General features: G+C 58.8%; 19 protein-coding genes. 8 read left to right on the top strand and 11 right to left on the bottom strand.

Annotation, left to right across the window (positions count from 1 at the left end):
* Positions 1-71 precede the first annotated feature (71 nt).
* The 3 genes from mreD to mreB form a co-directional block, all read right to left on the bottom strand.
* Positions 72-563 carry a rod shape-determining protein MreD gene (gene mreD / locus KDX30_RS05135; RefSeq protein ID WP_027902218.1) on the bottom strand — a complete coding sequence of 164 codons (492 nt, stop codon included), beginning with the start codon at positions 561-563 and terminating at the stop codon, positions 72-74.
* Positions 556-1641 carry a rod shape-determining protein MreC gene (mreC, locus tag KDX30_RS05130; RefSeq protein WP_231675241.1) on the bottom strand — a complete coding sequence of 362 codons (1086 nt, stop codon included), beginning with the start codon at positions 1639-1641 and terminating at the stop codon, positions 556-558. Before mreC ends, mreD begins: the two co-directional genes overlap by 8 nt.
* Before the next feature lie 219 nt (positions 1642-1860).
* The gene (mreB, locus tag KDX30_RS05125; protein ID WP_020292894.1) at positions 1861-2898 is read right to left on the bottom strand and encodes a rod shape-determining protein MreB; all 1038 of its coding nucleotides are present in this window, start codon (positions 2896-2898) and stop codon (positions 1861-1863) included.
* 208 nt (positions 2899-3106) lie between these two features.
* On the opposite strand from mreB, the gene gatC reads away from it, so the two are divergent.
* The 5 genes from gatC to KDX30_RS05100 all read left to right on the top strand — a co-directional run bounded on the left by gatC (position 3107) and on the right by KDX30_RS05100 (position 7924).
* Positions 3107-3394: an Asp-tRNA(Asn)/Glu-tRNA(Gln) amidotransferase subunit GatC gene (gatC, locus tag KDX30_RS05120; protein ID WP_027902216.1), complete on the top strand. Its 288-nt coding sequence runs from the start codon at positions 3107-3109 to the stop codon at positions 3392-3394.
* Between the two features lie 15 nt (positions 3395-3409).
* The gene (gene gatA, locus KDX30_RS05115; RefSeq protein ID WP_027902215.1) at positions 3410-4861 is read left to right on the top strand and encodes an Asp-tRNA(Asn)/Glu-tRNA(Gln) amidotransferase subunit GatA; all 1452 of its coding nucleotides are present in this window, start codon (positions 3410-3412) and stop codon (positions 4859-4861) included.
* A 12-nt stretch (positions 4862-4873) separates the two neighbouring features.
* The gene (gatB, locus tag KDX30_RS05110) at positions 4874-6319 is read left to right on the top strand and encodes an Asp-tRNA(Asn)/Glu-tRNA(Gln) amidotransferase subunit GatB (protein WP_027902214.1); all 1446 of its coding nucleotides are present in this window, start codon (positions 4874-4876) and stop codon (positions 6317-6319) included.
* Positions 6320-6449: 130 nt separating this feature from the next.
* Positions 6450-6827, top strand: a complete 378-nt coding sequence (locus tag KDX30_RS05105) for a septal ring lytic transglycosylase RlpA family protein (RefSeq protein WP_231675181.1) — start codon at positions 6450-6452, stop codon at positions 6825-6827.
* A 65-nt stretch (positions 6828-6892) separates the two neighbouring features.
* Positions 6893-7924 (top strand): calcium/sodium antiporter, encoded by a 1032-nt coding sequence (locus tag KDX30_RS05100; protein WP_231675180.1) that lies wholly within the window; start codon positions 6893-6895, stop codon positions 7922-7924.
* On the opposite strand, the gene KDX30_RS05095 is transcribed toward KDX30_RS05100, so the two are convergent.
* The 5 genes from KDX30_RS05095 to ptsP form a co-directional block, all read right to left on the bottom strand.
* Positions 7921-8862, bottom strand: a complete 942-nt coding sequence (locus KDX30_RS05095; RefSeq protein ID WP_231675179.1) for an AEC family transporter — start codon at positions 8860-8862, stop codon at positions 7921-7923. The two genes, KDX30_RS05100 and KDX30_RS05095, sit on opposite strands and share 4 nt — an antisense overlap.
* Before the next feature lie 269 nt (positions 8863-9131).
* Positions 9132-10694 carry an alkaline phosphatase D family protein gene (locus tag KDX30_RS05090; RefSeq protein ID WP_231675178.1) on the bottom strand — a complete coding sequence of 521 codons (1563 nt, stop codon included), beginning with the start codon at positions 10692-10694 and terminating at the stop codon, positions 9132-9134.
* 181 nt (positions 10695-10875) lie between these two features.
* Positions 10876-12606 (bottom strand): PTS fructose-like transporter subunit IIB, encoded by a 1731-nt coding sequence (locus KDX30_RS05085; protein ID WP_231675177.1) that lies wholly within the window; start codon positions 12604-12606, stop codon positions 10876-10878.
* A gap of 149 nt (positions 12607-12755) precedes the next feature.
* Positions 12756-13697: a 1-phosphofructokinase gene (gene pfkB / locus KDX30_RS05080; protein WP_027902208.1), complete on the bottom strand. Its 942-nt coding sequence runs from the start codon at positions 13695-13697 to the stop codon at positions 12756-12758.
* The gene (gene ptsP / locus KDX30_RS05075; protein WP_231675176.1) at positions 13697-16558 is read right to left on the bottom strand and encodes a phosphoenolpyruvate--protein phosphotransferase; all 2862 of its coding nucleotides are present in this window, start codon (positions 16556-16558) and stop codon (positions 13697-13699) included. The genes pfkB and ptsP overlap by 1 nt, the downstream gene beginning before the upstream one ends.
* Positions 16559-16885: 327 nt before the next feature.
* Between ptsP and cra the strand changes: the two genes are divergently transcribed.
* Both cra and KDX30_RS05065 read left to right on the top strand, forming a co-directional pair.
* Entirely contained in the window at positions 16886-17881 is a 996-nt protein-coding gene (gene cra / locus KDX30_RS05070) for a catabolite repressor/activator (protein ID WP_099270980.1), read from the top strand.
* Positions 17878-18663 (top strand): TatD family hydrolase, encoded by a 786-nt coding sequence (locus KDX30_RS05065; RefSeq protein WP_231675240.1) that lies wholly within the window; start codon positions 17878-17880, stop codon positions 18661-18663. Before cra ends, KDX30_RS05065 begins: the two co-directional genes overlap by 4 nt.
* A 134-nt stretch (positions 18664-18797) precedes the next feature.
* On the opposite strand, the gene ampE is transcribed toward KDX30_RS05065, so the two are convergent.
* The 3 genes from ampE to KDX30_RS05050 all read right to left on the bottom strand — a co-directional run bounded on the left by ampE (position 18798) and on the right by KDX30_RS05050 (position 22737).
* Positions 18798-19634: a regulatory signaling modulator protein AmpE gene (gene ampE / locus KDX30_RS05060; protein ID WP_099270982.1), complete on the bottom strand. Its 837-nt coding sequence runs from the start codon at positions 19632-19634 to the stop codon at positions 18798-18800.
* 16 nt (positions 19635-19650) lie between these two features.
* The gene (gene ampD, locus KDX30_RS05055; RefSeq protein ID WP_027902203.1) at positions 19651-20199 is read right to left on the bottom strand and encodes a 1,6-anhydro-N-acetylmuramyl-L-alanine amidase AmpD; all 549 of its coding nucleotides are present in this window, start codon (positions 20197-20199) and stop codon (positions 19651-19653) included.
* 285 nt (positions 20200-20484) lie between these two features.
* The gene (locus KDX30_RS05050; protein WP_231675175.1) at positions 20485-22737 is read right to left on the bottom strand and encodes a DUF1631 domain-containing protein; all 2253 of its coding nucleotides are present in this window, start codon (positions 22735-22737) and stop codon (positions 20485-20487) included.
* A gap of 358 nt (positions 22738-23095) precedes the next feature.
* Between KDX30_RS05050 and nadC the strand changes: the two genes are divergently transcribed.
* A complete protein-coding gene (gene nadC, locus KDX30_RS05045; protein ID WP_231675174.1) occupies positions 23096-23944 on the top strand; it encodes a carboxylating nicotinate-nucleotide diphosphorylase in 849 nt (282 codons plus the stop codon).
* The last annotated feature ends 314 nt before the right edge of the window (positions 23945-24258 follow it).

Raw genomic sequence — 24258 nt, 5'->3', positions numbered from 1 at the left:
GGGACATCTCCGTGTCAAAGATCGTGATGCGGCCCCGAGCCAGAGATGCTTACCCGGGGCTACATGCTGCGTCAGTTGATTTTCAAACGCTTGCTCAAGCCTCGCAGGCCATAGCTGACCCAAGGCCATAACAACGCACTGACCAAAGCAGGCAACACCAACGCCAGTGTCGGCTGTCGATTGCCGGTCAGAGCGCTGAGCCAGAGCTGGGCCAACTGGGCCAGCCCATAGATAACCAACAGAATCAGACACTGTTGCCACATGGGGAACATGCGCAAACGCTGCTGCAGGGACATCACCAGGAAGGTGATCAGACACAACGTCAGGGCGTTCTGCCCCAGCAGTGTGCCGTACAATACGTCCTCCATCAGACCCAACAGCCATGCGGTGGTCATGCCGACCTTATGGGGCAGATACAGCGCCCAGAAGGTCACGAGCAGCGCCAGCCAGAGCGGACGAAAAATTTCCATGAACTGCGGCAGCGGCGAAACGCTCAACAGCAAACCGACGACGAAAGTGAACCACACGACCCACCCGTTACGTTCCGGGGCATGACTAGCCATCGATTCTCTCCCGAGTGGCGGCAGGCGCGGTGGCCGGTGGCTTGGTCGCCGCAGGCTTTACAGGCGGCTTGCTGGCGGGCTTGGGTGCTGGCGTGGCCGGCGTTGCGGCAGGTGTTGCAGCTGGCGCGGCGGACGGAGCAGCAGCCGGAGCAGCAGCACCGTGGGCGGCAGGCGCGGCGTGTGTCGTCCCGGCAGGAGCGGCTGCGTTATTGACAGGAACAGTCGCCGGGACGGCTGCCGGATCAACACCTTTCTCGATGGACTCCTGGGCACGTGCGGCATCGGCGGCGCGCTCTTCCGGCGAGCGGCCGTCGGAGAACACCAGCAGCAGGTAACGGCTGCGGTTCAATGCGGCTGTCGGCACGGCGCGAACGATAGCAAACGGTTGTCCGGAGTCATGGATGACTTCTTTAACGGTTGCGACCGGATATCCGGCAGGAAAACGCTGACCCAGACCGGAACTGACCAGCAGGTCGCCTTCCTTGATGTCAGCGGTGTCCGCGACATGGCGCAGCTCTAGACGTTCCGGGTTACCCGTGCCGCTGGCAATCGCACGAAGCCCGTTGCGGTTGACCTGCACTGGAATGCTGTGAGTCGTGTCGGTCAGCAGCAGTACACGCGAGGTGTAAGGCATCAACTCGACCACTTGCCCCATCAGGCCACGTGCGTCGAGCACTGGCTGACCCAGGACAACGCCATCGCGCTCGCCTTTGTTGATAATGATTCGATGGGTAAACGGATTGGGATCCATGCCGATCAGTTCGGCCACTTCAACCTTCTCGTTGACCAGTGCCGACGAGTTGAGCAACTCGCGCAGGCGCACGTTCTGCTCGGTCAGGGCCGCGAGCTTTTGCAGGCGCCCTTGAAGGAGCAAGGCTTCAGTCTTGAGTTTTTCGTTTTCAGCGATGAGCTCGGTACGGCTGCCAAACTGGCTGGCCACACCCTGTATCAAACGCTGCGGCAGATCGACGATCCAGTACGACTGCATCAGTACCAGCGACATCTGGCTGCGCACGGGCTTGAGCACGGTGAACCGCGCATCAACGACCATCAGCGCCACCGATAAAACGACCAGCACCAACAGGCGCACGCCCAATGAGGGGCCTTTTGCGAAAAGCGGTTTAATAGGCCGCTCCTCCGAAGCAGGATTTCAATCGGCTGTTGTTATTCATGAGATATGCAACCGGCTTGAACAGGTAGAAAAAGTAACGCCATATTTTGGCGTCAGCCTAACGCATACAGGTAGCCAAATCGCTACCTGTACACATAAGGATGCATGATAGGTCCTGCCGGCGAGTTACTCGCTGGAGAGCAGATCCATCGTGTGCTTATCCATCATTTCCAGCGCACGGCCACCACCACGCGCTACGCAGGTCAGTGGATCTTCGGCAACGATTACCGGCAAACCTGTTTCCTGAGCCAGCAATTTGTCCAGATCACGCAGCAAGGCACCACCACCGGTCAACACCAGACCACGCTCGGCGATGTCGGATGCCAGTTCCGGAGGCGACTGCTCCAGCGCGCTTTTCACGGCCTGAACGATAGTTGCCAGAGATTCCTGCAACGCTTCCAGCACTTCGTTGGAGTTCAGGGTGAAAGCACGTGGAACGCCTTCAGCCAGGTTACGGCCACGCACGTCGACTTCACGCACTTCACCACCTGGGTAGGCAGTACCGATTTCCTGCTTGATGCGCTCGGCGGTGGATTCGCCGATCAGGCTGCCGTAGTTACGACGCACGTAGGTGATGATCGCTTCGTCGAAGCGGTCGCCGCCAACCCGTACGGATTCGGCATAAACCACGCCATTGAGCGAGATCAGAGCGATTTCAGTAGTACCACCACCGATGTCGACAACCATCGAACCGCGTGCTTCTTCGACCGGCAGACCGGCACCGATGGCAGCAGCCATTGGCTCTTCGATCAGGAATACTTCACGGGCACCAGCACCCAGGGCCGACTCGCGAATCGCGCGTCGCTCAACCTGTGTGGATTTGCACGGTACGCAGATCAACACCCGAGGGCTTGGCTGCAGGAAGCTGTTTTCGTGAACCTTGTTGATGAAGTACTGCAGCATTTTTTCGCAAACGCTGAAGTCGGCGATAACGCCGTCTTTCATTGGGCGAATAGCGGCGATGTTGCCTGGGGTACGGCCGAGCATGCGCTTGGCTTCCATCCCGACAGCAACGACGCTTTTCTGGTTTCCGTGGGTCCGAATGGCCACAACTGATGGTTCATTCAGAACGATGCCGCGCTCACGCACGTAAATAAGGGTGTTGGCAGTGCCCAGGTCGATAGACAGATCGCTGGAAAACATGCCACGCAGTTTCTTGAACATGGGAAAGGGACCCTAGGGAACGCGTGGGTAAAAAAGTGCGGCAAACTCTAACAACGACAGGGATTTTGGGCAAGGAGCCAATATGCTAAATTAGCGGTTTTTCCGAGCACGACCCTCGACGTTCGCGGCCTTCTGACCGTAGAAATGCGATAGTGTTCCTCAATCTACCACACGGATCCAATCCGTAGGCATTCCACTGGAGAACCCCATGGCGCTTGATCGCTCCGACGTGGAAAAGATCGCTCATCTGGCGCGAATTCGCCTGAATGACGCCGATGTCCCACGTACTACCGAAGCACTTAATAGCATTCTTGGGCTGGTTGACCAGATGCAAGCGGTCGATACCACCGGTATTGAACCCCTTGCCCACCCCCTCGAAGCGTCCCAACGCCTGCGCGAAGATGTGGTTACCGAGCGAAATCGTCGGGATACCTATCAAGCCATCGCACCAGCGGTCCAAGACGGCCTTTATCTGGTTCCAAAAGTCATCGACTAAGGGAATGTGCCTTCAATGCATCAAATGACTCTGGCCGAGATCGCCCGCGGACTCGCCGATAAAAAGTTTTCTTCCGAAGAATTGACCCGTGTCCTGCTGGCGCGTATCACGCAGCTCGATCCACAGCTCAACAGCTTCATTACCCTCACCGAAGACCTGGCCATCACTCAGGCGCAGGCCGCTGACGCACGTCGCGCTGCCGGTGAAAACAATCCATTGTTGGGCGCACCACTGGCTCACAAGGACCTGTTCTGCACGCAAGGTATCCGTACGAGCTGCGCGTCGAAGATGCTCGATAACTTCAAGGCGCCATATGACGCCACCGTTGTTGCCAAGCTGGCCGCAGCGGGCACCGTGACCCTTGGCAAGACCAACATGGACGAATTCGCCATGGGATCGGCCAACGAGTCCAGCCACTACGGCGCGGTGAAAAACCCGTGGAATCTTGACCATGTGCCGGGCGGCTCCTCAGGGGGTTCGGCTGCTGCAGTAGCTGCGCGCCTGCTGCCTGCCGCCACCGGCACCGATACCGGCGGCTCGATTCGCCAACCGGCCGCACTGACCAACCTGACCGGCTTGAAACCGACCTACGGTCGTGTTTCCCGCTGGGGCATGATCGCTTATGCGTCGAGCCTCGATCAGGCGGGTCCGTTGGCACGCAGCGCTGAAGACTGTGCGCTGCTGCTGCAAGGCATGGCCGGTTTCGACCCACTGGACTCCACCAGCATCGACGAACCCGTTCCAGATTACAGCGCCAGCCTCAACGGCTCGCTGCAGGGACTGCGCATCGGTCTTCCAAAGGAGTATTTCAGTGCCGGTCTCGATCCGCGCATTGCAGATATGGTCATGGCCAGCGTCGAAGAGCTGAAAAAGCTCGGTGCCGTGGTCAAGGAAATCAGCCTGCCGAACCTGCAACACGGCATCCCGGCTTATTACGTGATCGCTCCGGCTGAAGCCTCTTCCAACCTGTCGCGCTTTGACGGCGTGCGTTTCGGCCATCGCTGCGAAGAGCCAAAAGACCTCACCGACCTGTACGAGCGCTCCCGCGCCGAAGGCTTTGGCCCGGAAGTACAACGCCGGATTCTGGTGGGTGCCTACGCGCTGTCCGCCGGTTACTACGACGCTTACTACTTGCAGGCGCAAAAAATCCGTCGCCTGATCAAGAACGATTTCATGAGCGCTTTTGCCGAAGTCGATGTGATCCTCGGGCCGACCACGCCTAACCCGGCCTGGAAAATCGGCGCCAAGACCAACGATCCGGTCGCCGAGTATCTGGAAGACTTCTACACCATCACCGCCAACCTCGCGGGTCTGCCGGGCTTGTCCATGCCTGCGGGCTTTGCCGACGGGCTGCCGGTAGGCGTGCAATTGCTCGCCCCGTATTTCCAGGAAGGCCGCCTGCTGAACGTTGCCCATCAATATCAGCAAGTCACCGATTGGCATCTGCGCACGCCTGACGGCTTCTAAGGAGAAAACACAATGCAATGGGAAGTCGTTATCGGGCTGGAGATTCACACCCAGCTTTCGACCCAATCAAAGATTTTCTCTGGCAGCGCCATCGCGTTTGGCTCCGAGCCCAACACGCAGGCCAGCCTGGTTGATCTGGGCATGCCGGGTGTTTTGCCGGTGCTCAACAAAGAAGCCGTGCGCATGGCTGTCAAATTCGGTCTGGCGGTAGATGCCGAGATCGGCCAGCACAACGTGTTTGCCCGCAAAAACTACTTCTACCCTGACCTGCCCAAGGGCTATCAGATCAGCCAGATGGAATTGCCGATTGTTGGCAAAGGCCACCTGGACATCACCCTTGAAGACGGCACTGTGAAACGCGTCGGCATCACCCGCGCCCACCTTGAAGAAGACGCCGGCAAAAGCCTGCACGAAGACTTCAGCGGCATGACCGGTATCGACCTGAACCGCGCTGGCACTCCGCTGCTGGAAATCGTTTCCGAGCCGGACATGCGTTCGGCCAAGGAAGCAGTGGCTTACGTTAAAGCCATGCACGCACTGGTTCGTTATCTGGGCATCTGCGACGGCAACATGGCGGAAGGCTCGCTGCGTTGCGACTGTAACGTTTCGATCCGTCCCAAGGGCCAGGTTGAATTCGGTACGCGCTGCGAGATCAAGAACGTCAACTCGTTCCGCTTCATCGAGAAGGCGATCAACAGCGAAATCCAGCGTCAGATCGACTTGATCGAAGATGGCGGCAAGGTCATTCAACAGACCCGTCTATACGACCCGAACAAAGACGAAACCCGCGCCATGCGCAGCAAAGAGGAAGCCAACGATTACCGTTACTTCCCCGATCCGGACCTGCTGCCAGTAGTGATCGAAGATTCATTCATCGAAGAAACCCGCGCCACGCTCCCGGAGTTGCCTCCGCAGAAGCGCGAGCGCTTCCAGAGTCAGTTCAGCCTGTCGGCCTATGACGCTAGCGTGCTGGCCTCCAGCCGCGAGCAGGCGGACTACTTCGAGCAAGTGGTCAGCATCAGCGGCGACGCGAAGCTGGCCGCCAACTGGGTCATGGTCGAGCTGGGCAGCCTGCTGAACAAGCAAGGCCTGGAAATCGAAGAATCGCCGGTCAGTGCCGAGCAATTGGGCGGCATGCTCAAGCGCATCACCGACAACACCATTTCCGGCAAAATCGCGAAAATGGTTTTCGAGGCAATGGCCAATGGTGAAGGCAGCGCCGATGAGATCATCGAAAAACGCGGCTTGAAGCAAGTGACTGACAGCGGTGCCATCGAGTCAATGCTCGACGAGATGCTCGCAGCCAACGCCGAACAGGTCGAACAGTACCGCGCTGCTGATGAAGCCAAACGCGGCAAGATGTTTGGCTTCTTCGTCGGTCAGGCCATGAAGGTCTCGAAAGGCAAGGCCAACCCGCAGCAGGTCAATGAACTGCTGAAGAAAAAGCTGGAAGGTTAAAACGTATTGATTGGCAGCGGTTGTGGGAGCGAATTGATTCGCGAATGACGGTGTGACTGACACGCCGCTTTCGCGAATAAATTCGCTCCCACAGTGCTCACTCATCGACCTTGCTCAAGGATCGCACCCCATGCTGCGGCTTCTCGGCACCACAGCTCTGTTCACCTTTCTGGTTGGCTGCGCCACCCAGGATCAGACCATCGATGCTCGCGGTTACAACGAAACCGGCAACGCCTCCTATTACGGCGCCCGGCATCACGGCAAGCGTACCGCCAGCGGCGAACCCTTTGACCAGAATGGACTCACTGCGGCCCATCGCCAGTTGCCCTTTGGTACCCGGGTCAGAGTCACCAATCTGGATAACGACAAAAGCGTGATCGTCCGGATCAATGATCGCGGTCCTCACACCCGTGGTCGATTGATTGATTTGTCACGTGCTGCAGCCGAGCAAATCGGTATGCTGCGCAGTGGCACCGCGCCCGTGCGTGTACAAAGTCTGAGCGACTAAGGACGCCCCGAATTCTCGAACTCTCATCCCTGCCGTTTCCCGATGTCCTTCAGTGGATATGCGGCATGCTGTTGCTGTTGATCGGAGCCGAACTCTCAGTGCGTGCCGCGGTGAGTGTGGCAACCACCCTCGGCGTGCGCCCCTTGTTCATCGGTCTGACATTTGTCGCGCTGGGTAGCAGCGCGCCGCAAATGGCAGTCGGCCTGCAAGCAGCCTTTACTTCCAGCGCCGACATCGCCGTGGGCAGCGTGGTGGGCAGCAACATCTTCAATGTACTGGTCACCCTTGGGCTGTGCGCCTTGATCATTCCGCTGCGGGTTACCCGGCAGTTGGTGCGCCTGGAGATCCCGTTGATGGTTGTCGCCAGCGCACTGGTGCTGGCCCTTTCCTGGAACGGCGTGCTGGGCGCGCTCGATGGCGCGATTCTATTACTGGGTTTGCTGGCCTACCTGCTGATCGTTTTGCGCCAATCCGGGCAACGCTTTGCCTATCGCCAGTCAAGCGGATCGGAGCATTCGCGCAAAACCGGCCAGGTGCTGCTGCGTCTCGGAGCGTTGTTTACCGGCATCGCCTGCGTCGTACTGGGCAGTCATCTGCTGGTGGCAGCATCGGTGGTGATCGCGATAGACCTTGGTTTGTCCGAACGGGTGGTCGGCTTGACGGTGATCGCAGTCAGTACGTCCCTGCCCGCCCTGACCACTTCGTTAATCGCGGCGCTCCGTGGCGAGCGTGACATCGCCGTGGGCAACGTGATTGGCAGCAACCTGTTCAATCTGCTGGGCGTGCTGGGCATCACCGCGTTGATCGCACCAGCACCACTTTCTGTTTCACCCAATGCGCTGGATTTTGACTTACCCGTGATGCTCGGGGTAGCGGCGCTGTGCATGCCGCTGTTCTACTCAGGTTACAGGATCACCCGGATTGAAGGGCTAATTCTGCTGTCGCTGTATCTGGCGTATGGGTTGCACATTGTGTCGTTCACCACCGGCATGCCGCTCGCCGATAAACTGGAGCGACTGATGGTGCAATTTGTTCTGCCGGTGTTCGCAGTGATGATTACCTTCAACACCATCCGGGCGTGGCGACGTCAGCACTAGATCCAGCCGCCCCATTGCAGGATAAAAATCCCGACATTGGTGGTCACTGCGGCCGCCAGCGTTGTGATCACGATGATCGCGGCCGCCAGCACGTGATTGCCATTGGCCGCCCGGGCCATGACATAGCTGGACGCAGCGGTCGGGCTGGCGAAGTACAGGAACAGAATCCCCAACTCCGGACCGCGAAAACCACACAGCCAGGCTGCCAGCGTAGACAGCACCGGCAAAGTGACCATTTTCATAACGCTGGCGCTGACGGCCAGCTTGCCACTCTGATGCAGCGAACTCAGCGACAGCGTGCCGCCGATACAGATCAGCGCCAGTGGCAGAGTCATCTGCGCGAGGTAATTGCCCGACGTCTCGATCCAGTGCGGCAGGCCGATCTTGAAGTAGGCGAACGGCGAGGCAAGCATGATGCTGATGATTAGCGGGTTGCCCAGCACGCTTTTGAACAGGCTCCACGGGTCGGATTTGATCACCGGGCTGTAGACCGCGAGCACGATGGTCGAGAGCGCGTTGTAGAACAGAATGACCAGGGCGGCGAGAATCGCCCCCAGAGAGATACCGTAATCGCCGTACATGCTGGCAGCCAGCGCCAGGCCGATCACGCCGTTATTACCACGAAAGGCGCCCTGAACAAAAACGCCACGGTCTGCCAGCGGCACGCGCCAGATCGCCCAGGTCCACGCAAAGGCGAAACCGGCCAGAGTGATGATGGTGAAAAAGACCAGCAGCGAGGGCTGCAACGCTTCACGCAGATCAGCGTGGATAATGCCGAGAAACAACAGCGCGGGCATCGTCACGTTAAACACCAGACTCGACGCAGTCATGATGAAATTGTCGTCAATCCAGTTGATGCGCTTGAGCAGCACACCCAGGAACAGCATGGCGAAAACCGGCGCGGTGATGGCCAGGGTCTGATAGAAAATGTCCAGCATCGTCGAACCCTGCCCCGTCGTTAGGTGGCTAATGATAAGCCAGCATAGACGAGAACGTTACAGGGAATTTCTGGCTGGGCTCCGGACAAAACCCAAACACGGTGATTGTGTGCCTGCCCAAAAGTCGATGTGCGACACAAATCCTGTGGGAGCCAGGCTTGCCGGCGATAAGGCTGGATGCGGTTCACTTTTAGATCGCGCCCGGCCTTATCGCCGGCAAGCCGGGCTCCCACAGAAGATTTCATTACAGATCCAGATGCTGCTTAACTTCATGCATCCCGAGCTGGCACCAGTTTCTTCTCGAACACCGACACCCCGTCCAGATCCCGCAAGGTCACGGTCATCTCCGAGCTTTGGCCGTCGATGTTCACTTCACCAAAAAACTGGAAACCGGCAAATGGAGAGGTATTTTGCGCAGGCGGGGCCTTTTGGAAGACCAGTTCAGGGCCGAAGGTCTTGTCCAGCGCGTTAGGGCCAAAGCTGCCAGCGTTCAACGGCCCGGCAACAAATTCCCAGAACGGGTCGAAGTCCTGAAACACAGCCCGATCCGGTTGGTAGTGATGCGCCGCGCAGTAATGCACATCGGCGGTCAGCCACACGCAGTCGCGGATTTTCTGTGCGCGCAGATAGGTCAACAACTCGGCGACCTCCAGCTCGCGTCCAGCCGCAGGGCCGTCCTGGCCGTTGGCGATGGCTTCCCAGCGCGCGACGCCAGGGCTGACTTCGCCATCCGGTACGCCCAGACCAATCGGCATATCGGCTGCGATAACTTTCCATTGTGCGGTGGAGTTCTTGAGCCCGCTTTTCAGCCAGTCCAGCTGCGTACGCCCCAGGAAAGCCGTGGTAGGCCCCGGTTTATCCGCCAGGTTTGAATCGTTGCCGTCCCGATAACTGCGCATGTCCAGCACGAACACATCCAGCATCGGCCCGTAACTCATCTTGCGATAGATGCGCCCGCCGTTATCCGCTTCCTGCAAACGCATGGGCGCATATTCCAGAAACGCCTGTCGGCCACGGGAAGCCAGCAACTGGATGTCCTTGACCTTGTAGCGATCATCCAGCTGTTTGCTCGACGACCAGTTATTGGTCACTTCGTGGTCGTCCCATTGCCAGATTTGCGGCACTTCCGCGTTGAAGCGGCGCAGGTTCTCATCCATCAGGTTATAGCGATAAGCACCGCGATACTCGTCGAGGGTTTCCGCGACCTTGCTCTTGGCTTCGGTGGTGAGGTTGCGCCAGATGCGTCCGTCTTCCGCGACGATCTGCGCCGGAACCGGGCCGTCCGCATAGATGGTGTCGCCGCTGTGGATAAAGAAATCCGGCAGACGCAGACGCATGGCTTCATAGATACGCATGCCGCCTATGTCCGGGTTGATGCCGAAACCCTGGCCGACCGTGTCGCCGCTCCAGACAAACCTCAGGTCCCGACGCTGTTGCGGGACGCTGCGCAGATGGCCGAACCAGGGTTCACTGGTCACGCCTGATTGCGCATCTTCAAACATTACCCGGTAGAAAATCGCCTGATCGGTCGGCAAACCGCTCAGCTCGACTCGCGCGGTGAAATCGGTGCGTTGGTCAGCGAGGGCTGAGACCGCACGACGCGGGTTGGTGAACATGCTGCGGGTGTCCCACTCCACGACCATGCGCGACGGTCGATCACTGCGACTCCAGACCATCGCCCGATCACCCAACACGTCACCGGACTGCACCCCGTCGGTGATTTTCGGCCGGTCCTGAATCGAAGCGATAACGGCTGGAGCCAGACCGGGCAAAAGCAAGCCTGCGCCAGCTGCCTGAATGATGCGGCGACGTGTCGGGTCGAACTGAGTCATGGAGGGTCCCCTTGTTGAAGGTAAAGGGGAAAGCTAGCAGTGCAAGATTGGGCATTTGTGACAGCGCGGGAATTTCGTCGCCAGAGATGCAGCTTTCGCGAATGAATTCGCTCCCACAGGAGGTATGCGGTTTACCTGTGGGAGCGAATTCATTCGCGAAGAGGCCAGAGAGGCCAGCACATCATGCATTGGCTGGCGCAACCTCCATCTCAGCCACTTCCGGACGCTTGAGCAACGCGTACGTGACGCCTGTGACCACGCTGCCCGCGACAATTGCTACCAGATACAGCAGCGCATGATTAATGGCATTCGGGATCAACATCACGAACAGGCCGCCATGCGGAGCCATCAGCTTGCAGCCGAAGTACATCGACAACGCACCGGTCAGCGCGCCACCGGCAATACTCGCCGGAATCACCCGCAGCGGATCTTTCGCAGCAAATGGAATCGCGCCTTCAGAGATGAAGCATAGCCCCAGAACAAACGCGGCCTTGCCCGCTTCCCGCTCGCTCTGGGCGAATTTATGGCGGGCGATGAAGCTGGCGATGCCCATGCCAATCGGCGGAACCATGCCCGCAGCCATCGCAGCCGCCATAGGCGCGTAGCTCTGGGACGCCAGCAACCCTACCGAGAAGGCATAGGACGCTTTGTTGATCGGGCCACCCAGATCGACACACATCATCGCCCCGAGTAACACGCCCAACAGAATGGCGTTGGTGGTGCCCATGCTGTTGAGGAATACCGTCAGGCTTTCCAGCAGCCCTGCGACAGGCCCGCCCACGGCGTAAATCATCAGCAGGCCGGTGATCAGACTGGCCAGCAACGGAATAATCAGAATCGGTTTGAGCGCCTCAACGCTGGCAGGTAAACGCACGTAGCGATTTATCGCCCAGGCGCTATAGCCCGCGATGAAACCCGCTGCGATCCCGCCAATGAAACCTGCGCCCAGGGTGCTCGCCAACAGACCACCGATCATGCCCGGGGCCAAGCCTGGACGATCGGCGATGGAGTAGGCGATGTACCCGGCCAGCAGCGGCACCATCAACGTAAAGGCAGCGTCACCCACCTGTTTCAGAATCGCAGCCAGTGTGCCTGGCTCCTTGAAAGCTTCAATGCCGAAAACAAACGACAGTGCGATCAGCAAACCGCCCGCCACCACCATCGGCAGCATGTACGACACACCCGTCAGCAAGTGTTTGTAGACACCGGTTTTCTCCTGCTTGGCCGGTGCGGTCGATGCACTGCCAGAAGACTCCACCTGCCCCTCAGCCAGCGCTTTTTTCAGCGTGGCGTCGGATTGCTTCAGGGCAATACCGGTGCCGCAGCGGTAAATACGTTTGCCCGCAAAGCGCTCGGTAGCCACTTCGATATCGGCCGCCAGCAACACCACGTCAGCATCGGCAATCGCCTGGGCACTCAGAGGATTACGTGCGCCCACCGAGCCTTGAGTCTCAACCTGAAGCTCATAACCCAGACGTTTGGCTGCCTGCTGAATGGCCTCAGCGGCCATGAAGGTGTGCGCAACGCCCGTGGGGCATGCGGTAACCGCAACGATGAGCGGTACTGCGCCAGTCGCTGCAGGCGCTACGGCAGCAGATGCCTCGTAGACTTTGGCCTGCTCGGACGCCCGATGCAGGAAACCGTCCACGTTTTGCAGCGCGTGAGCGGGAGAGTCTTGAAAAAGACGCTTGCCCACAAAGCGGGACAGATCGACTTCACCGGTGTTGACCACCAGAATCCAGTCGGCGTCAGCAATTTCCTGAGCAGACAAAACCTGTGTCGGGTTGCGCGGATCAAAGACCTCGACGCAGGTGCTCCAGCCCATACGCTGGGCGGCGGCATCCAGCAGCCTCGCACTGAGAACGCTGCTGACCTTGCCGTTCGGGCAGGCTGTCACAATGGCTAATTTCATTACCTGGCCTCTCTTATTAAACAGCGCATAACCAAGTTGATTGGAATGCATTCTGTAGGAGCTGCCGAAGGCTGCGAAAGCGGCGTGTCTGACACACCTGATCGCAGCCTTCGGCAGCTCCTAAACCGACCATGCAGTGGCCGGTTCCTTTATCTTTCCGCCAAAGTGCGAACGTTCACGCCGCCTTCGAGCTTTTTAAGCTGTGCATTATCAGTAATGCCAAATCCGATCTGGGTTACCGCCATGGCGGCAATTGCCGTAGCAGTGCGCAGGGTTTGCTGAGCCGGATGGCCGCTAAGCAAACCGTGCACCATCCCCGCCAGCAGCGAATCCCCGGCACCTACCGTGCTCGCGACGGTGACTTTCGGCGGCAACGACTGCAACGCGGTCTCGGCGCTGAACCAATGCACACCTTCGGAACCCTGCGAAATCACCACATGCTCAATGCCTCGGGCGCGCAGGCTGGCTGCGGCTTCGGCCTGAGCGGCGATGGAAATGATCGGGGCGTCCAGCGCATCGGCCAGTTCTTCGGTATTGGGTTTGATCAACCACGGACCTGCCGCGAGACCGGCACGCAAGGCCAGACCACTGCTGTCCAGGGCGACTTTCAGACCAAGATCTTTCAGACGGACCAGCAACTTGTGCAGCCATTCCGGGCTGACACCGCGCGGCAGACTGCCCGCAACCACGACGGCATCAAACTGCGTCGCGATCTGCTCAACACGGGCATACAACGCTTGCTGTGCGTCCTCACTGACCATGGGGCCGGGGCCATTCAGGTCGGTGATGCGTCCACTCTGCTCCGCCAGCTTGATGTTGCTGCGGGTTTCCCCCGGCACGCGAACGAACTCATCGACAAAGCCGCGACGCGTAAACAACGCCTCGAACGGTTGCTGATTGTCGACGCCGAGAAAGCCAGCGACGGTTACTTGATGCCCCAGATCAGCCAACACCTGGGCAACGTTCAAACCTTTACCCGCCGCATGGCTGAGCATGGCTTCACTGCGATTGACTTGCCCGAGCTGCAACGGTCCCAACTGCACAGTCAGGTCCAGCGCGGGGTTCATGGTCAGGGTCAGTATCTTGGCCATTACAAAGCCTCCACAAGGGCACGCACTTCGGCGGCGCTGCCCACTGTCAGCGCGTTCTGCGCCAGCTGCTTCACCGTACTCAAATTCAATTCACGCACGCAGGCCTTTACCTCACCGATGCTGCGCGCTGAAACACTCAACTCATCCACGCCAAGGCCGACCAGCACCGGCACTGCCAACGGATCCGCCGCCAGTTCGCCGCAGATACCAACCCACTTGCCATTGGCATGGGCCGCACGCACGGTGATGTCGATCAGTTGCAACACCGCAGGGTGCAGGCCGTCAGCCTGCGCAGACAGGGTCGGGTGACCGCGGTCGATGGCCATGGTGTATTGGGTCAGGTCGTTGGTGCCGACACTGAAGAAGTCCACTTCTTTGGCCAGCACGGGGGCAAGCAACGCGGCCGACGGCACTTCGATCATGATGCCGATCTGCAAGTCCGCAACCGGGATTTCTTCCCGAAGACGCAGCGTCATGTCCCGTGCCTGACGCCATTCTTCAACGGTGCCGACCATAGGGAACATGATGCGCAGCGGACGATTGTCAGCAGCGCGCAACAAGGCGCGCAGCTGGCTTTCCATGACCTGCGGACGTTGCAGGGTCAGACGAATGCCGCGCACACCGAGGAACGGGTTTTCTTCTTTGTCGATGGGCCAGTAAGGCAGTGGTTTATCGCCACCGACGTCCAGCGTACGAACCACCAACGGGCGGCCTTGCAGGTCGTCCAGGACGCGGCGGTATTCAGCTTCCTGAGTGGCCTCGTCCGGTGCCTGCGAGTGAGCCATGAACAGCAACTCGGTGCGCAACAGCCCGATGCCTTCCGCACCCTGCTCTACCGCAGCCGGCGTACCGGCGCTGTCGCCAATATTGGCGAACACTTCAACCGCATGACCGTCAACAGTCAGTGCAGGCTCCATGCGTTTGGCAGCAGCGGCTTGCAGACGCTGTTCGCGGTTGTCGCGATCTTCAGCGGCGCGCTGCAGCGTCTCGGCATCTGGCGCGACAGTCAGACGACCTTTCTGGCCGTCGAGCAACAGCACCGTTCCCGGCTTGAGCAACAGCACGCCATCACCGGCACCTACCAGCGCAGGGATGCCCAAGGCACGGGCCACAATCGCGCTGTGCGCCGTGGCACCGCCACGCGCAGTCAGGATGCCAGCCACTTGAGCGGGATCCAGTCGCGCCACATCAGAGGGGCCGACTTCGTCCATCACCAGAATGTAGGGTTCGTCCGGGGCAGCGACGTTTTCGATACCGCAAATCTGTGCCAGTACGCGACGGCCAACGTCGCGCAAATCCGCTGCCCGCTCAGCCAGAAGCACGTCCTGCAGTTGTTCTTGCTGACGCGCCGCGCTGTCGATCACATTGTCCCAAGCCGCCGCAGCGCTTTCGCCCTGCTTGAGACGCAAGATGACTTCGTTGATCAACTCAGGGTCATCGAGCATTTCGACGTGTGTGATGAAAATCTCGCGAATCGCCTTGGCCTTGCTGCGCTCAATAAGACCCTGAATGTCCTGACGCACTTCGGTCAGGGCTTTCTCCAGACGCTCGCGCTCGATGGCCGCCGACTCGCCCTGCAGCGGGTAATCAAAGGCTTGCAACACCTGAATATGCGCTGGGCCTATGGCGATGCCCGGCGACGCCGGGACCGCAGTGATTTGAGCACCATCCAGCGGCGCTGGTGTTTCCGGAGCGACGACCGCGACAGCCGGTGTCGGCGAAGTTGCGGTCGGTAGCGGTTCGACTTCTTCGCCCAGACCTTGCTCGACGGCAGCCAACAAAGCAGGCAGCGCATCGGCGGCGACACTCGGCTCGGCAATGAACTCCAGCACCTGGCCACGGCGCGCGCCCAGGCTCAGCAGCTTGCTCAAGCTTTTGGCGGAGACCGCACTCTCGCCGGTGTCCAGCACACGAACGCGAATATCGCCTTCAAACTCCTTGGCCAGTTGCGCAAGCATCTTCGCCGGACGCGCATGCAAGCCATGGGCGTTAGCCAGCGTCACGTGCTGTGTCGGCCATTCAACGGGCACTTCACCGCCCAGAGCTTCAAGCACCGCACGGTTGCTGGTGGCCTGGCCCAGCTCGTGGCCTCGACCTTCAATCAGCAGGGAGCACAAACGCTCAAGCAACGTCTGGTGCGCTTCGCCCAGACTGGCGAGGCAGAACAACCCGGTGAGCGGCTGGCCAAGATAACGAATCGGTTTGTCCGGCGTGACGAACGCCAGGCCCGGGCGTTTGACAGTCTGTTCGCTGTGCAACCACCACAAGCCATCACCCAGAGACAGGGCTTCAACCTGCTGGAGCACGGCAGCAAAGCCGTTATCGACACAATCGGCCTTACGTAGCAAACGAGCGCCACGCCAGACCAGTTCCTCGAAATCGTCCGCGGTAACTCCAAGGCTGATCAACTGGCTATCAAGGGCCAGCTCTTGCGGCGCGCCTTGCAACAGTTTGAGCAGCGCTTCAGGGCTCTCGGCCTGACGCAGGGCTTCGCCAATATCGTTTTCGCCAAGGGCACGCGTCAGGAGTTGCAAGAGGCGTAAATGCTCGTCGGATTTGGCAGCGATACCAATGGCCAGATAGACCATGTGGCCGTCGCCCCAATCCACGCCCTCGGGAAACTGCATCAGGCGCACACCGGTGGAAAAGACCTGGTCGCGGGTTTCGGGGGTTCCGTGGGGGATTGCGATGCCCTGACCGAGGAAGGTCGAACCTTGTTTCTCGCGGTTCTGCAAACCGGTCAGGTAGCCGTCGGCAACCAGGCCATCGGCAACCAGAAGGTCAGCAAGCAGTTGCAAAGCGGCGGGTTTATCCACGGCCGTCTGGGCCATGGATATTTGCTCAACAGTGAGCTCGAGCATGCCTGTCTCCTGTACAGCGCGGGCACGCGCCTGATTCTTGTTTTAAGGACGATCACGGTTTGATCGACAGCTTAGGTGATGAAACAGATAAACGATCAAAGGTATGCCTATGACAACAGCAACGAAAAAAGTTGCTGAAACGTTTAATCTAAGTTGCCGCACGTTACTCGATTATCTCTGCAGGTTGAAGAGCACGAGGTCCAATGTAGCCCGGCTAACGCAAATAAACCTGAGAACATTGAGGGTGGACGATGGTCTGCTGTGCAGATCGGCCGCTTTCGGTGAGAATCTTCTCTGATGAGGCATCCATAACAAAAGGAATCACGAGTGAAGCTCAGTGATATTGCACGTCTGGCGGGAGTGTCCGTCACCACGGCCAGTTACGTGATCAACGGAAAGGCCGAACAACAGCGCATCAGCAACGCCACCGTCGAGCGCGTTCAGGCGGTCGTTGAAGAGCACGGCTTTCGCCCCAACCCTCAGGCCGCAGGCTTGCGCAGCCGCCACACCCGCACCTTGGGATTTATCCTGCCCGACCTGGAAAACCCCAGCTACGCGCGGATCGCCAAACTGCTGGAACAGGGCGCTCGGGCGCACGGCTATCAATTGCTGATCGCCAGCTCCGACGACGACCCCGTCAGCGAGCTGCAACTGCTACAGCTATTCCGCGCTCGTCGCTGTGACGCGCTGTTTGTTGCCAGTTGCCTGCCCGCCAGCGATGACAGCTATCGCGAGCTGCAGGATAAAGGCATGCCGGTCATCGCCATCGACCGGGAAATGGACGCCCGACACTTTTGCTCAGTCGTCAGCGACGACCACGACGCCAGCCTGCAACTGACCCGTAGCCTGTTGCAAACGAAACCCCGACACATCGCGCTGATTGGCGCCCGACCCGAGCTGAGCATCAGCCGTGCCCGGGCCAGCGGTTTCGAGGATGCGCTGGCGGGCTTTGAAGGTTCGGTGATCATCGAGCACGGCGAGGCGTTCAGCCGGCAATGCGGTCAGCAATTGATGCAGGATATTTTTGAGCGGCTGGGTGATTTCCCGGACGCGCTAATCACTACCTCATACGTCCTGTTGCAGGGTGTTTTCGATGCGCTGCAAAGTCGCGCCGTTAACCCGGCGCAATTTCATCTGGGCACATTTGGTGATACGCAATTGCTGGACTTCCTGCCGCTGCCGGTCAATGCGATGGCTCAGCAGCACCAGTTGATTGCCAGCGCTGCACTGGATCTGGCTTTGGCTGCGATTGAAAAAAATCAGTACGAACCGGGTGTACATGCCATCGTGCGGACCTTCAAACAGCGCATTCACGAGGACTGAATGTGACGCTCATTGACACCCATACGCATCTGGACTTCGGCGATTTCGATGCAGATCGAGCAGCAGTTCTCGACCACTGCCGACGGCTCGGTGTCGAGCGCATGGTGGTGCTGGGGGTGTATGAGCGCAACTGGCAGCGCATCTGGGACCTGACGCTGGAGAATCCCTCGCTGTACGCCGCATTCGGCCTGCATCCGGTGTACATCGACGAGCATCAGCCGAAACATCTCGATCAACTGGCTGACTGGCTGACTCGCCTGCAAGGTCATCCGCAGTTGTGTGCGGTAGGGGAAATTGGCCTGGATTACTACGTCGAAAGCCTGGACCGTCAGCGTCAGCAGCAGATTTTCGAGGCACAGTTACAACTGGCCGCCGACTTCAACCTGCCCGCACTGCTGCATGTCCGTCGCAGCCACGCCGACGTGATCGCCACCCTCAAACGCTTCAAGCTGAAGCGCAGCGGCATCATTCATGCGTTTGCCGGGAGTCGTGAAGAGGCTCGCGAATACATCAAACTGGGTTTCAAACTCGGCCTCGGCGGCGCCGCGACCTGGCCTCAGGCGTTACGCATGCACCGGGTCATCGCTGATCTGCCGCTGGACAGCATCGTGCTGGAAACCGACTCACCGGACATGGCCCCCGCCATGTATCCGGGTCAGCGCAACAGCCCGGAGCATTTGCCGGATATCTGTGCGGCGCTGGCCGGGTTGATGGGTATTGCGCCTGAGCGATTGGCGGAGGCGAGTACCCTGAATGCTAAAGAGTTATTTGCCTGGACTTGAGTGAAAACGGTCTGCCTGTGGGAGCGAATTCATTCGCGAATACGGTATTTCAGGCAATAAATTATCAGCGTCTGAACCTGCCTCTTCGCGAATGAATTCGCTCCCACAGGCTTGAGCCCGTCGATAAATAATCGTTAAACCAACAACGTCCACAACGCAAACCCGGCGTACCAGACAATCGCGGCGCGGATGAGCAACTCCCAGAGCACGTCCAGGCTGTTGACGCCTTCCGCCCCCACCACCGGAGCAGGAACTTCACCGGCCACGCAGCCGACTTTGGCAATCAGCTGAGCGGCGCTGATATCCCAGTTGAGCAGTTCATGCAGCATCACCCGAGTGACCGCGACAAAGTTACCCACCAGCGCGAAGCTTGCCGCCAGCAGACGTACCGGAATCCAGTCGAAGGCATGGCGCAGTTGTGCAGCGTTTTCTGCCACGCCCGGGGTCTTGCCATGCTCGGCAGCCAAGGCCAGCAAGCGGTAGGCTAATGCGGCTACCGGCCCCAGCAGGAAGTACCAGAAAATCACCGCAAAGAAACTTTGATAGGCCTGCCATAACAAGTGGCCCTGCACGCCTTTGAGCAAATCTTCGCTGTTGTCGGCCAGCACACCCATGTCGCGCTCGGCAACATGTACCGCAGCCTGCTCGTCTCCGCGGCGGCAAGCATCACGAAACGGCCCGAGCGCGGCAATCAGATCGCCACGCCCCAGGCTGTAAATCAACACCAGCAGATGCACCGGCAGTGCCAGCCAGCCATTGGCGACCGAGCCCAGTACCACCACAATCAATGCCACCAGCAGGACCGGCAGCAACACGCTCAGCCCAAGAATCAACCAGGGGTGCGACGCCATCCGCGGACTGGCTTCAAGCCTGGCCAGTTCAGCCCGCCAGATACCATCCCGCTGGACACGCTCACGCAGCGCCGAAAACTTCTCGATCAAGACCGCCAGCAGTAACACCAGAAAACTCATTTACCTGTCCCTCACTTCAAGCCTGCAAGGCCGCTTTGAAACGCGACCAGTCAAAAAACGGCCCCGGATCAGTCTTCCGACCCGGTGCTATGTCGCTATGGCCACAAATGCGCGCGCTGCTGATCGCCGGATACGCTGACTGTAGCTGACGGGTCAAATCAATCAGGGCGGCGTATTGCGCATCGGTGAACGGCTGCTCGTCAGTGCCCTCAAGCTCGATGCCAACGGAAAAGTCGTTGCAGGTTTCCCGCCCCTCGAAAACCGATACGCCTGCGTGCCAGGCCCGATCCAGACAGGAAACGAACTGAGTCACCTCCCCGTCCCGCTCAATCAGAAAATGCGCTGACACGCGCAGATCCGCAATCCCTTCAAAATACGGATGCTCGGTGACATCCAGTTGATTCTGAAAAAAAGCCTGCACCTTGCCGGTCTTGAACTGGGCAGGCGGCAAACTGATGTTGTGAATCACCAATAAAGAGATTTCACCCGCAGGGCGCGCATTGAAGTTGGGCGATGGGCAGTGATGGATGCCATGGCACCAGCCGCTTGCACAATCGAGCTGCATGAATGTTCCTTGCACGGATAAATCGACAGGGACAAGTATGCCCGCTATGAAAAAAATAGGGAGGGTGTAAATGGATGAGGATTGGGTAGGAAGAGTCTGGTGCGGCATGCCCTGAATGCTGTTTATGTAGAAGAGCAATCCAGTGAGACCGAATTTATTCGGGAAGGCGGTATTTCAAACAATACACAGGCTGCGGATGTACCGGCCCCTTCGCGAATAAATTCGCTCCCACCAGAACTCTATGGCAGGCCAACACAGAATCTTCTACAGGGTTGCATTTCTGCCTTACGCGCCCTTGAGCTTGCGCAAGTTACCCATCACCGACTCCAGCGCCCGGTCAAACAGCAGCGCGTCGTCGAGCATGCGGATAGTGCCGCGGCGGAACTCCATGGCCAGACCCACACGGGTCTTTTCCAGGACTTTCATGCCGGTGCGGTTAACGAATACATAACGACCGCTTGGCTCGACGATAGCCGCCAGCTTGCAGCGCAATTTATGTTCTTCGTCTTCCTGAATTTCTACCCAGCCGCCCAGACGCAACTTGTCGACCTGAGCCAGACCCGCATCGTCTTCCGGCAGACGCGACGAAACCGGCTCGTTGAAAACTTGCTCGCCCGGAGCAATCAAAACGATCTCTTCGACCACCTGAATCATCGCCGGGCCGTGCGTTTCCTCGGCTTCAGCAGATGCGGAAGAGCCGTTGGCCGCATCGTCCTGAGCGCGCGAGAAATGCTGAAACGCCTGTACATGCAACACTTCCAGCTGACTGAAAAACTCGCTGGTCGCAAACGGATCGAACGCGGCGCTGGTCAAACCTTCACGCAGCGCCTTGAGCAAGCCAGGCACCAGGTCCAGCAGACGCTGCCTGGCTTCAGACTCTTCATGCAGCTCGACACTCCAGACCAGATCATCCATGGCGGCCAGTCCAGCTTCCCACTCGGGAGAATCATCGCCATGCTTGAGGCAAGTCAGCAACAATACTTTGCTCCAGGCTTCCTGCAGCAAACGCACCACCACTTCAGGCAACACCTTGCCGAGCAGACGTTGATTCAACTCCTGCTGCACCCGCTGACGGGCCAGCTCGGCGCGCGCACGGCCTTCTTCGGCATCACGGGTGCGCTGTTCAAGCAATTCGCTACGGCGACGCTCATCGCTGGTGAAAGCGAGAAAATCCACCAATAGCTCAGAGAAAATCGCCGGATCATCGACAAAGTCATTCAGCAGACGCTGCACGATTTGCTCGACGCGGACATACAGCGAGTCGCGCTGGTAGTCATCACGACCGCCCCAACCCAATGCGGCAGAGGCGATTTCGTTGAGCAGACGCCGCGCTGGATGGCTGCCTCGACTGAAAAAGCTCTTGTCGATCACCGCGACTTTAAGCATCGGGATTTGCAGACGGCCGATCAGCGCACGCAGTGAAGGCGGCAGATTGCGGTCATCGAGAATGAATTCAAACAGCATGGCGATCAGGTTGATGACGTCTTCGTCACCTACGCCCACCACGCGGAATTTGCCGCTCTTGACGCTGACACGAGTCAGCAATTGCTCCAGCTGGTTGCGCAGATCGAAGTCTTCCGGCATCTCCGACGACGGAACATATTGCTGCATGTGCGACAAGAGACGCAGCAGGTCCTGGCTGGAAATCGGCCGGGCTTCCGCACTGGCCTCATGACGCGGCACGAGATTACCGCGCACTTGTAACAACAGCTCCTGCAGTGCAGAGAAAGCGTCCTGCACACCTTTGTCCAGCTTGTCTGCAGTCTGAGCCAGAAGCGGGTCGGCAAACGACTCGACGCTACGGCCAGGACGAGCACTGCGATCAGTGGAGCGACGCGCTGGCACCGCCTTGAGCTCAGGCAAAATGCCGGTAGCGATCAAAAGCTGGTTAGCCTCGCTGTACAGATCATCGGTGTCAGCCAGAACGTACTTCTCAAACAGCTTGAGCACGATCAGCTTGACCTTGATACCCACGCCAAGGCTGCGCCCGGCCTGCAGGAAGTAATCACACAGCATCGCCGGACCCATGGGGTTGGCTTCGTTGGTCAGGGGCTGAGTGACCAATTGGTTCAGACGGGTGGTCAACTGGGCAAGCGCAGTGCCGTCACGGCTGAGCACCTTGGTGACCATCGCATCGACGGCCACAGTCTTTTCCAGGTCGTCGTTATGAACCAGTGACAGTTTGTCGAATGACACCGGCGTCGCGATTACGGGCTCGGAAACCTGATACTGGCCCAGGCGCAAGAAGGCGTCATAAAACTTGTCGAGAAACGCGCGCTCGATGCTTTTGCGCTTGAGACGCAGGTCGCGCATGGCTTCAAAGAAATTGTTCTGTTCGGAATTGCTCTGCGCACGGTCCGCCATGTCAAACAGCGTGTCGTCGGCGTTATCGAACAGTTCCTGCAACGCTTCCTTGAGTTGCTGAGCGGCCTTGTCACGAACCTGCAGCAATACAACAGGCAGGCGCGCAAGGGGCGAATGAGACGCCAGGTCGGGATTAGCTTTAGTTAACGGCACAACATTCTCGTCGTTTTGCATCAAGCCACCTGCCAGGCAACGTCATCGATCCCATCACAAGCCGGGCCATATCCCTGGCATGTGAAGCGACCCCCCGATTCATTTCGCCACATGTCAAACCTGTGACGTCAAATACAAGTCGCAACATTTAAAATATATCCGATCTGCCAGAGATGTCTTGTTCTTTACATTTCGTCTCCGGCTAGCGGATTGACGCGTACAGAGGTAGACCGCGAAAAACGCGTTCTATCGCAATGAAATGTAAAAAACCGACCAACTGTCATCCGTTCATGGACTGGCAAACGCCCGCAGTAGATAGGGTGCAGTGAGTTCCGTGGGCAACGTGCCTTATACTCGGCTCACCTGAATGGAGTCCGCCATGCCGAATCTACAACTCGCCACCCTCACCGCAGAAATCGAAGCCAACGTATGTCGTGCGTTGCTGGAAGACGTCGGCAGTGGCGACATCACCGCCCAATTGATTCCCGCTGAACGCCTGGCCAAAGCCACGGTGATCTCCCGGGACGCTGCGGTTATCGCCGGAACGGCGTGGGTAGATGCGGTATTCCGGCAGCTGGATCCGCGGGTCGCGGTGCACTGGCAGGTGATGGACGGTGATCGGGTGCAGCCCAATCAGGCGCTGTTCCATGTCGAGGGCCCGGCTCGCTCACTGCTGACGGGCGAGCGCAGTGCGCTCAACTTCCTGCAAATGCTCTCAGGAGTTGCGACTAAAGCCCGGCATTACGCTGACATCGTCGCCAATACTCAGGTCAAATTACTCGATACCCGCAAAACCTTGCCAGGCCTGCGCTTCGCACAAAAGTATGCCGTGACCTGCGGCGGTTGCCACAACCACCGCATTGGTTTGTTCGACGCCTTCCTGATCAAGGAAAACCACATCGCAGCCTGTGGCGGCATTGCACAGGCCATCACCGCCGCGCACAAGATCGCGCCGGGTAAACCGGTGGAGATCGAAGTAGAGAGTCTCGACGAGTTACGCGAGGCGCTGGACGCCGGGGCCGACATCGTCATGCTCGACGAACTCAGCCTCGACGACATGCGCGAAGCCGTGCGCCTCAATGCCGGCCGGGCGAAACTGGAGGCCAGCGGCGGTATTAACGACGATACGTTGTTGGTAATTGCCGAAACCGGCGTGGATTACATCTCGATTGGGGCGATGACCAAGGATGTGAAAGCGGTGGATCTGTCTATGCGGTTGAGTCTTTGAGGTAAACCCGGACTCCCACAACGACGCAAAATCTGTAACTCCGTCGCGCAGCAAACACGCCCCCTGTAGGAGTGAGCTTGCTCGCGATGGCGGAGAGTCATTCGCCAACCATCTTTGGGATTCACCCGCCCCTGTAGGAGCTCACCGAGGTTACGAGGCCAGCGATGGCGGAGTGTCAGACAAACCGCTATCGCTGGCCTCGTAACCTCGGTGAGCTCCTTGTATGTTGCTCCTGCACCAAGGAGAAGGGTTAGTCTCTAAGGTGTGACATACGAGAAATACGTTTCTGGGGGAGGCCGATCGCTCCTGAAGGC

The organism is Pseudomonas quasicaspiana (genome assembly GCF_021147825.1).
GTDB classification, from domain to species: domain Bacteria; phylum Pseudomonadota; class Gammaproteobacteria; order Pseudomonadales; family Pseudomonadaceae; genus Aquipseudomonas; species Aquipseudomonas quasicaspiana.
The sequence above is the reverse complement of the archived record's forward strand: the minus strand, read 5'-3'. Positions and strand labels throughout refer to the sequence as shown.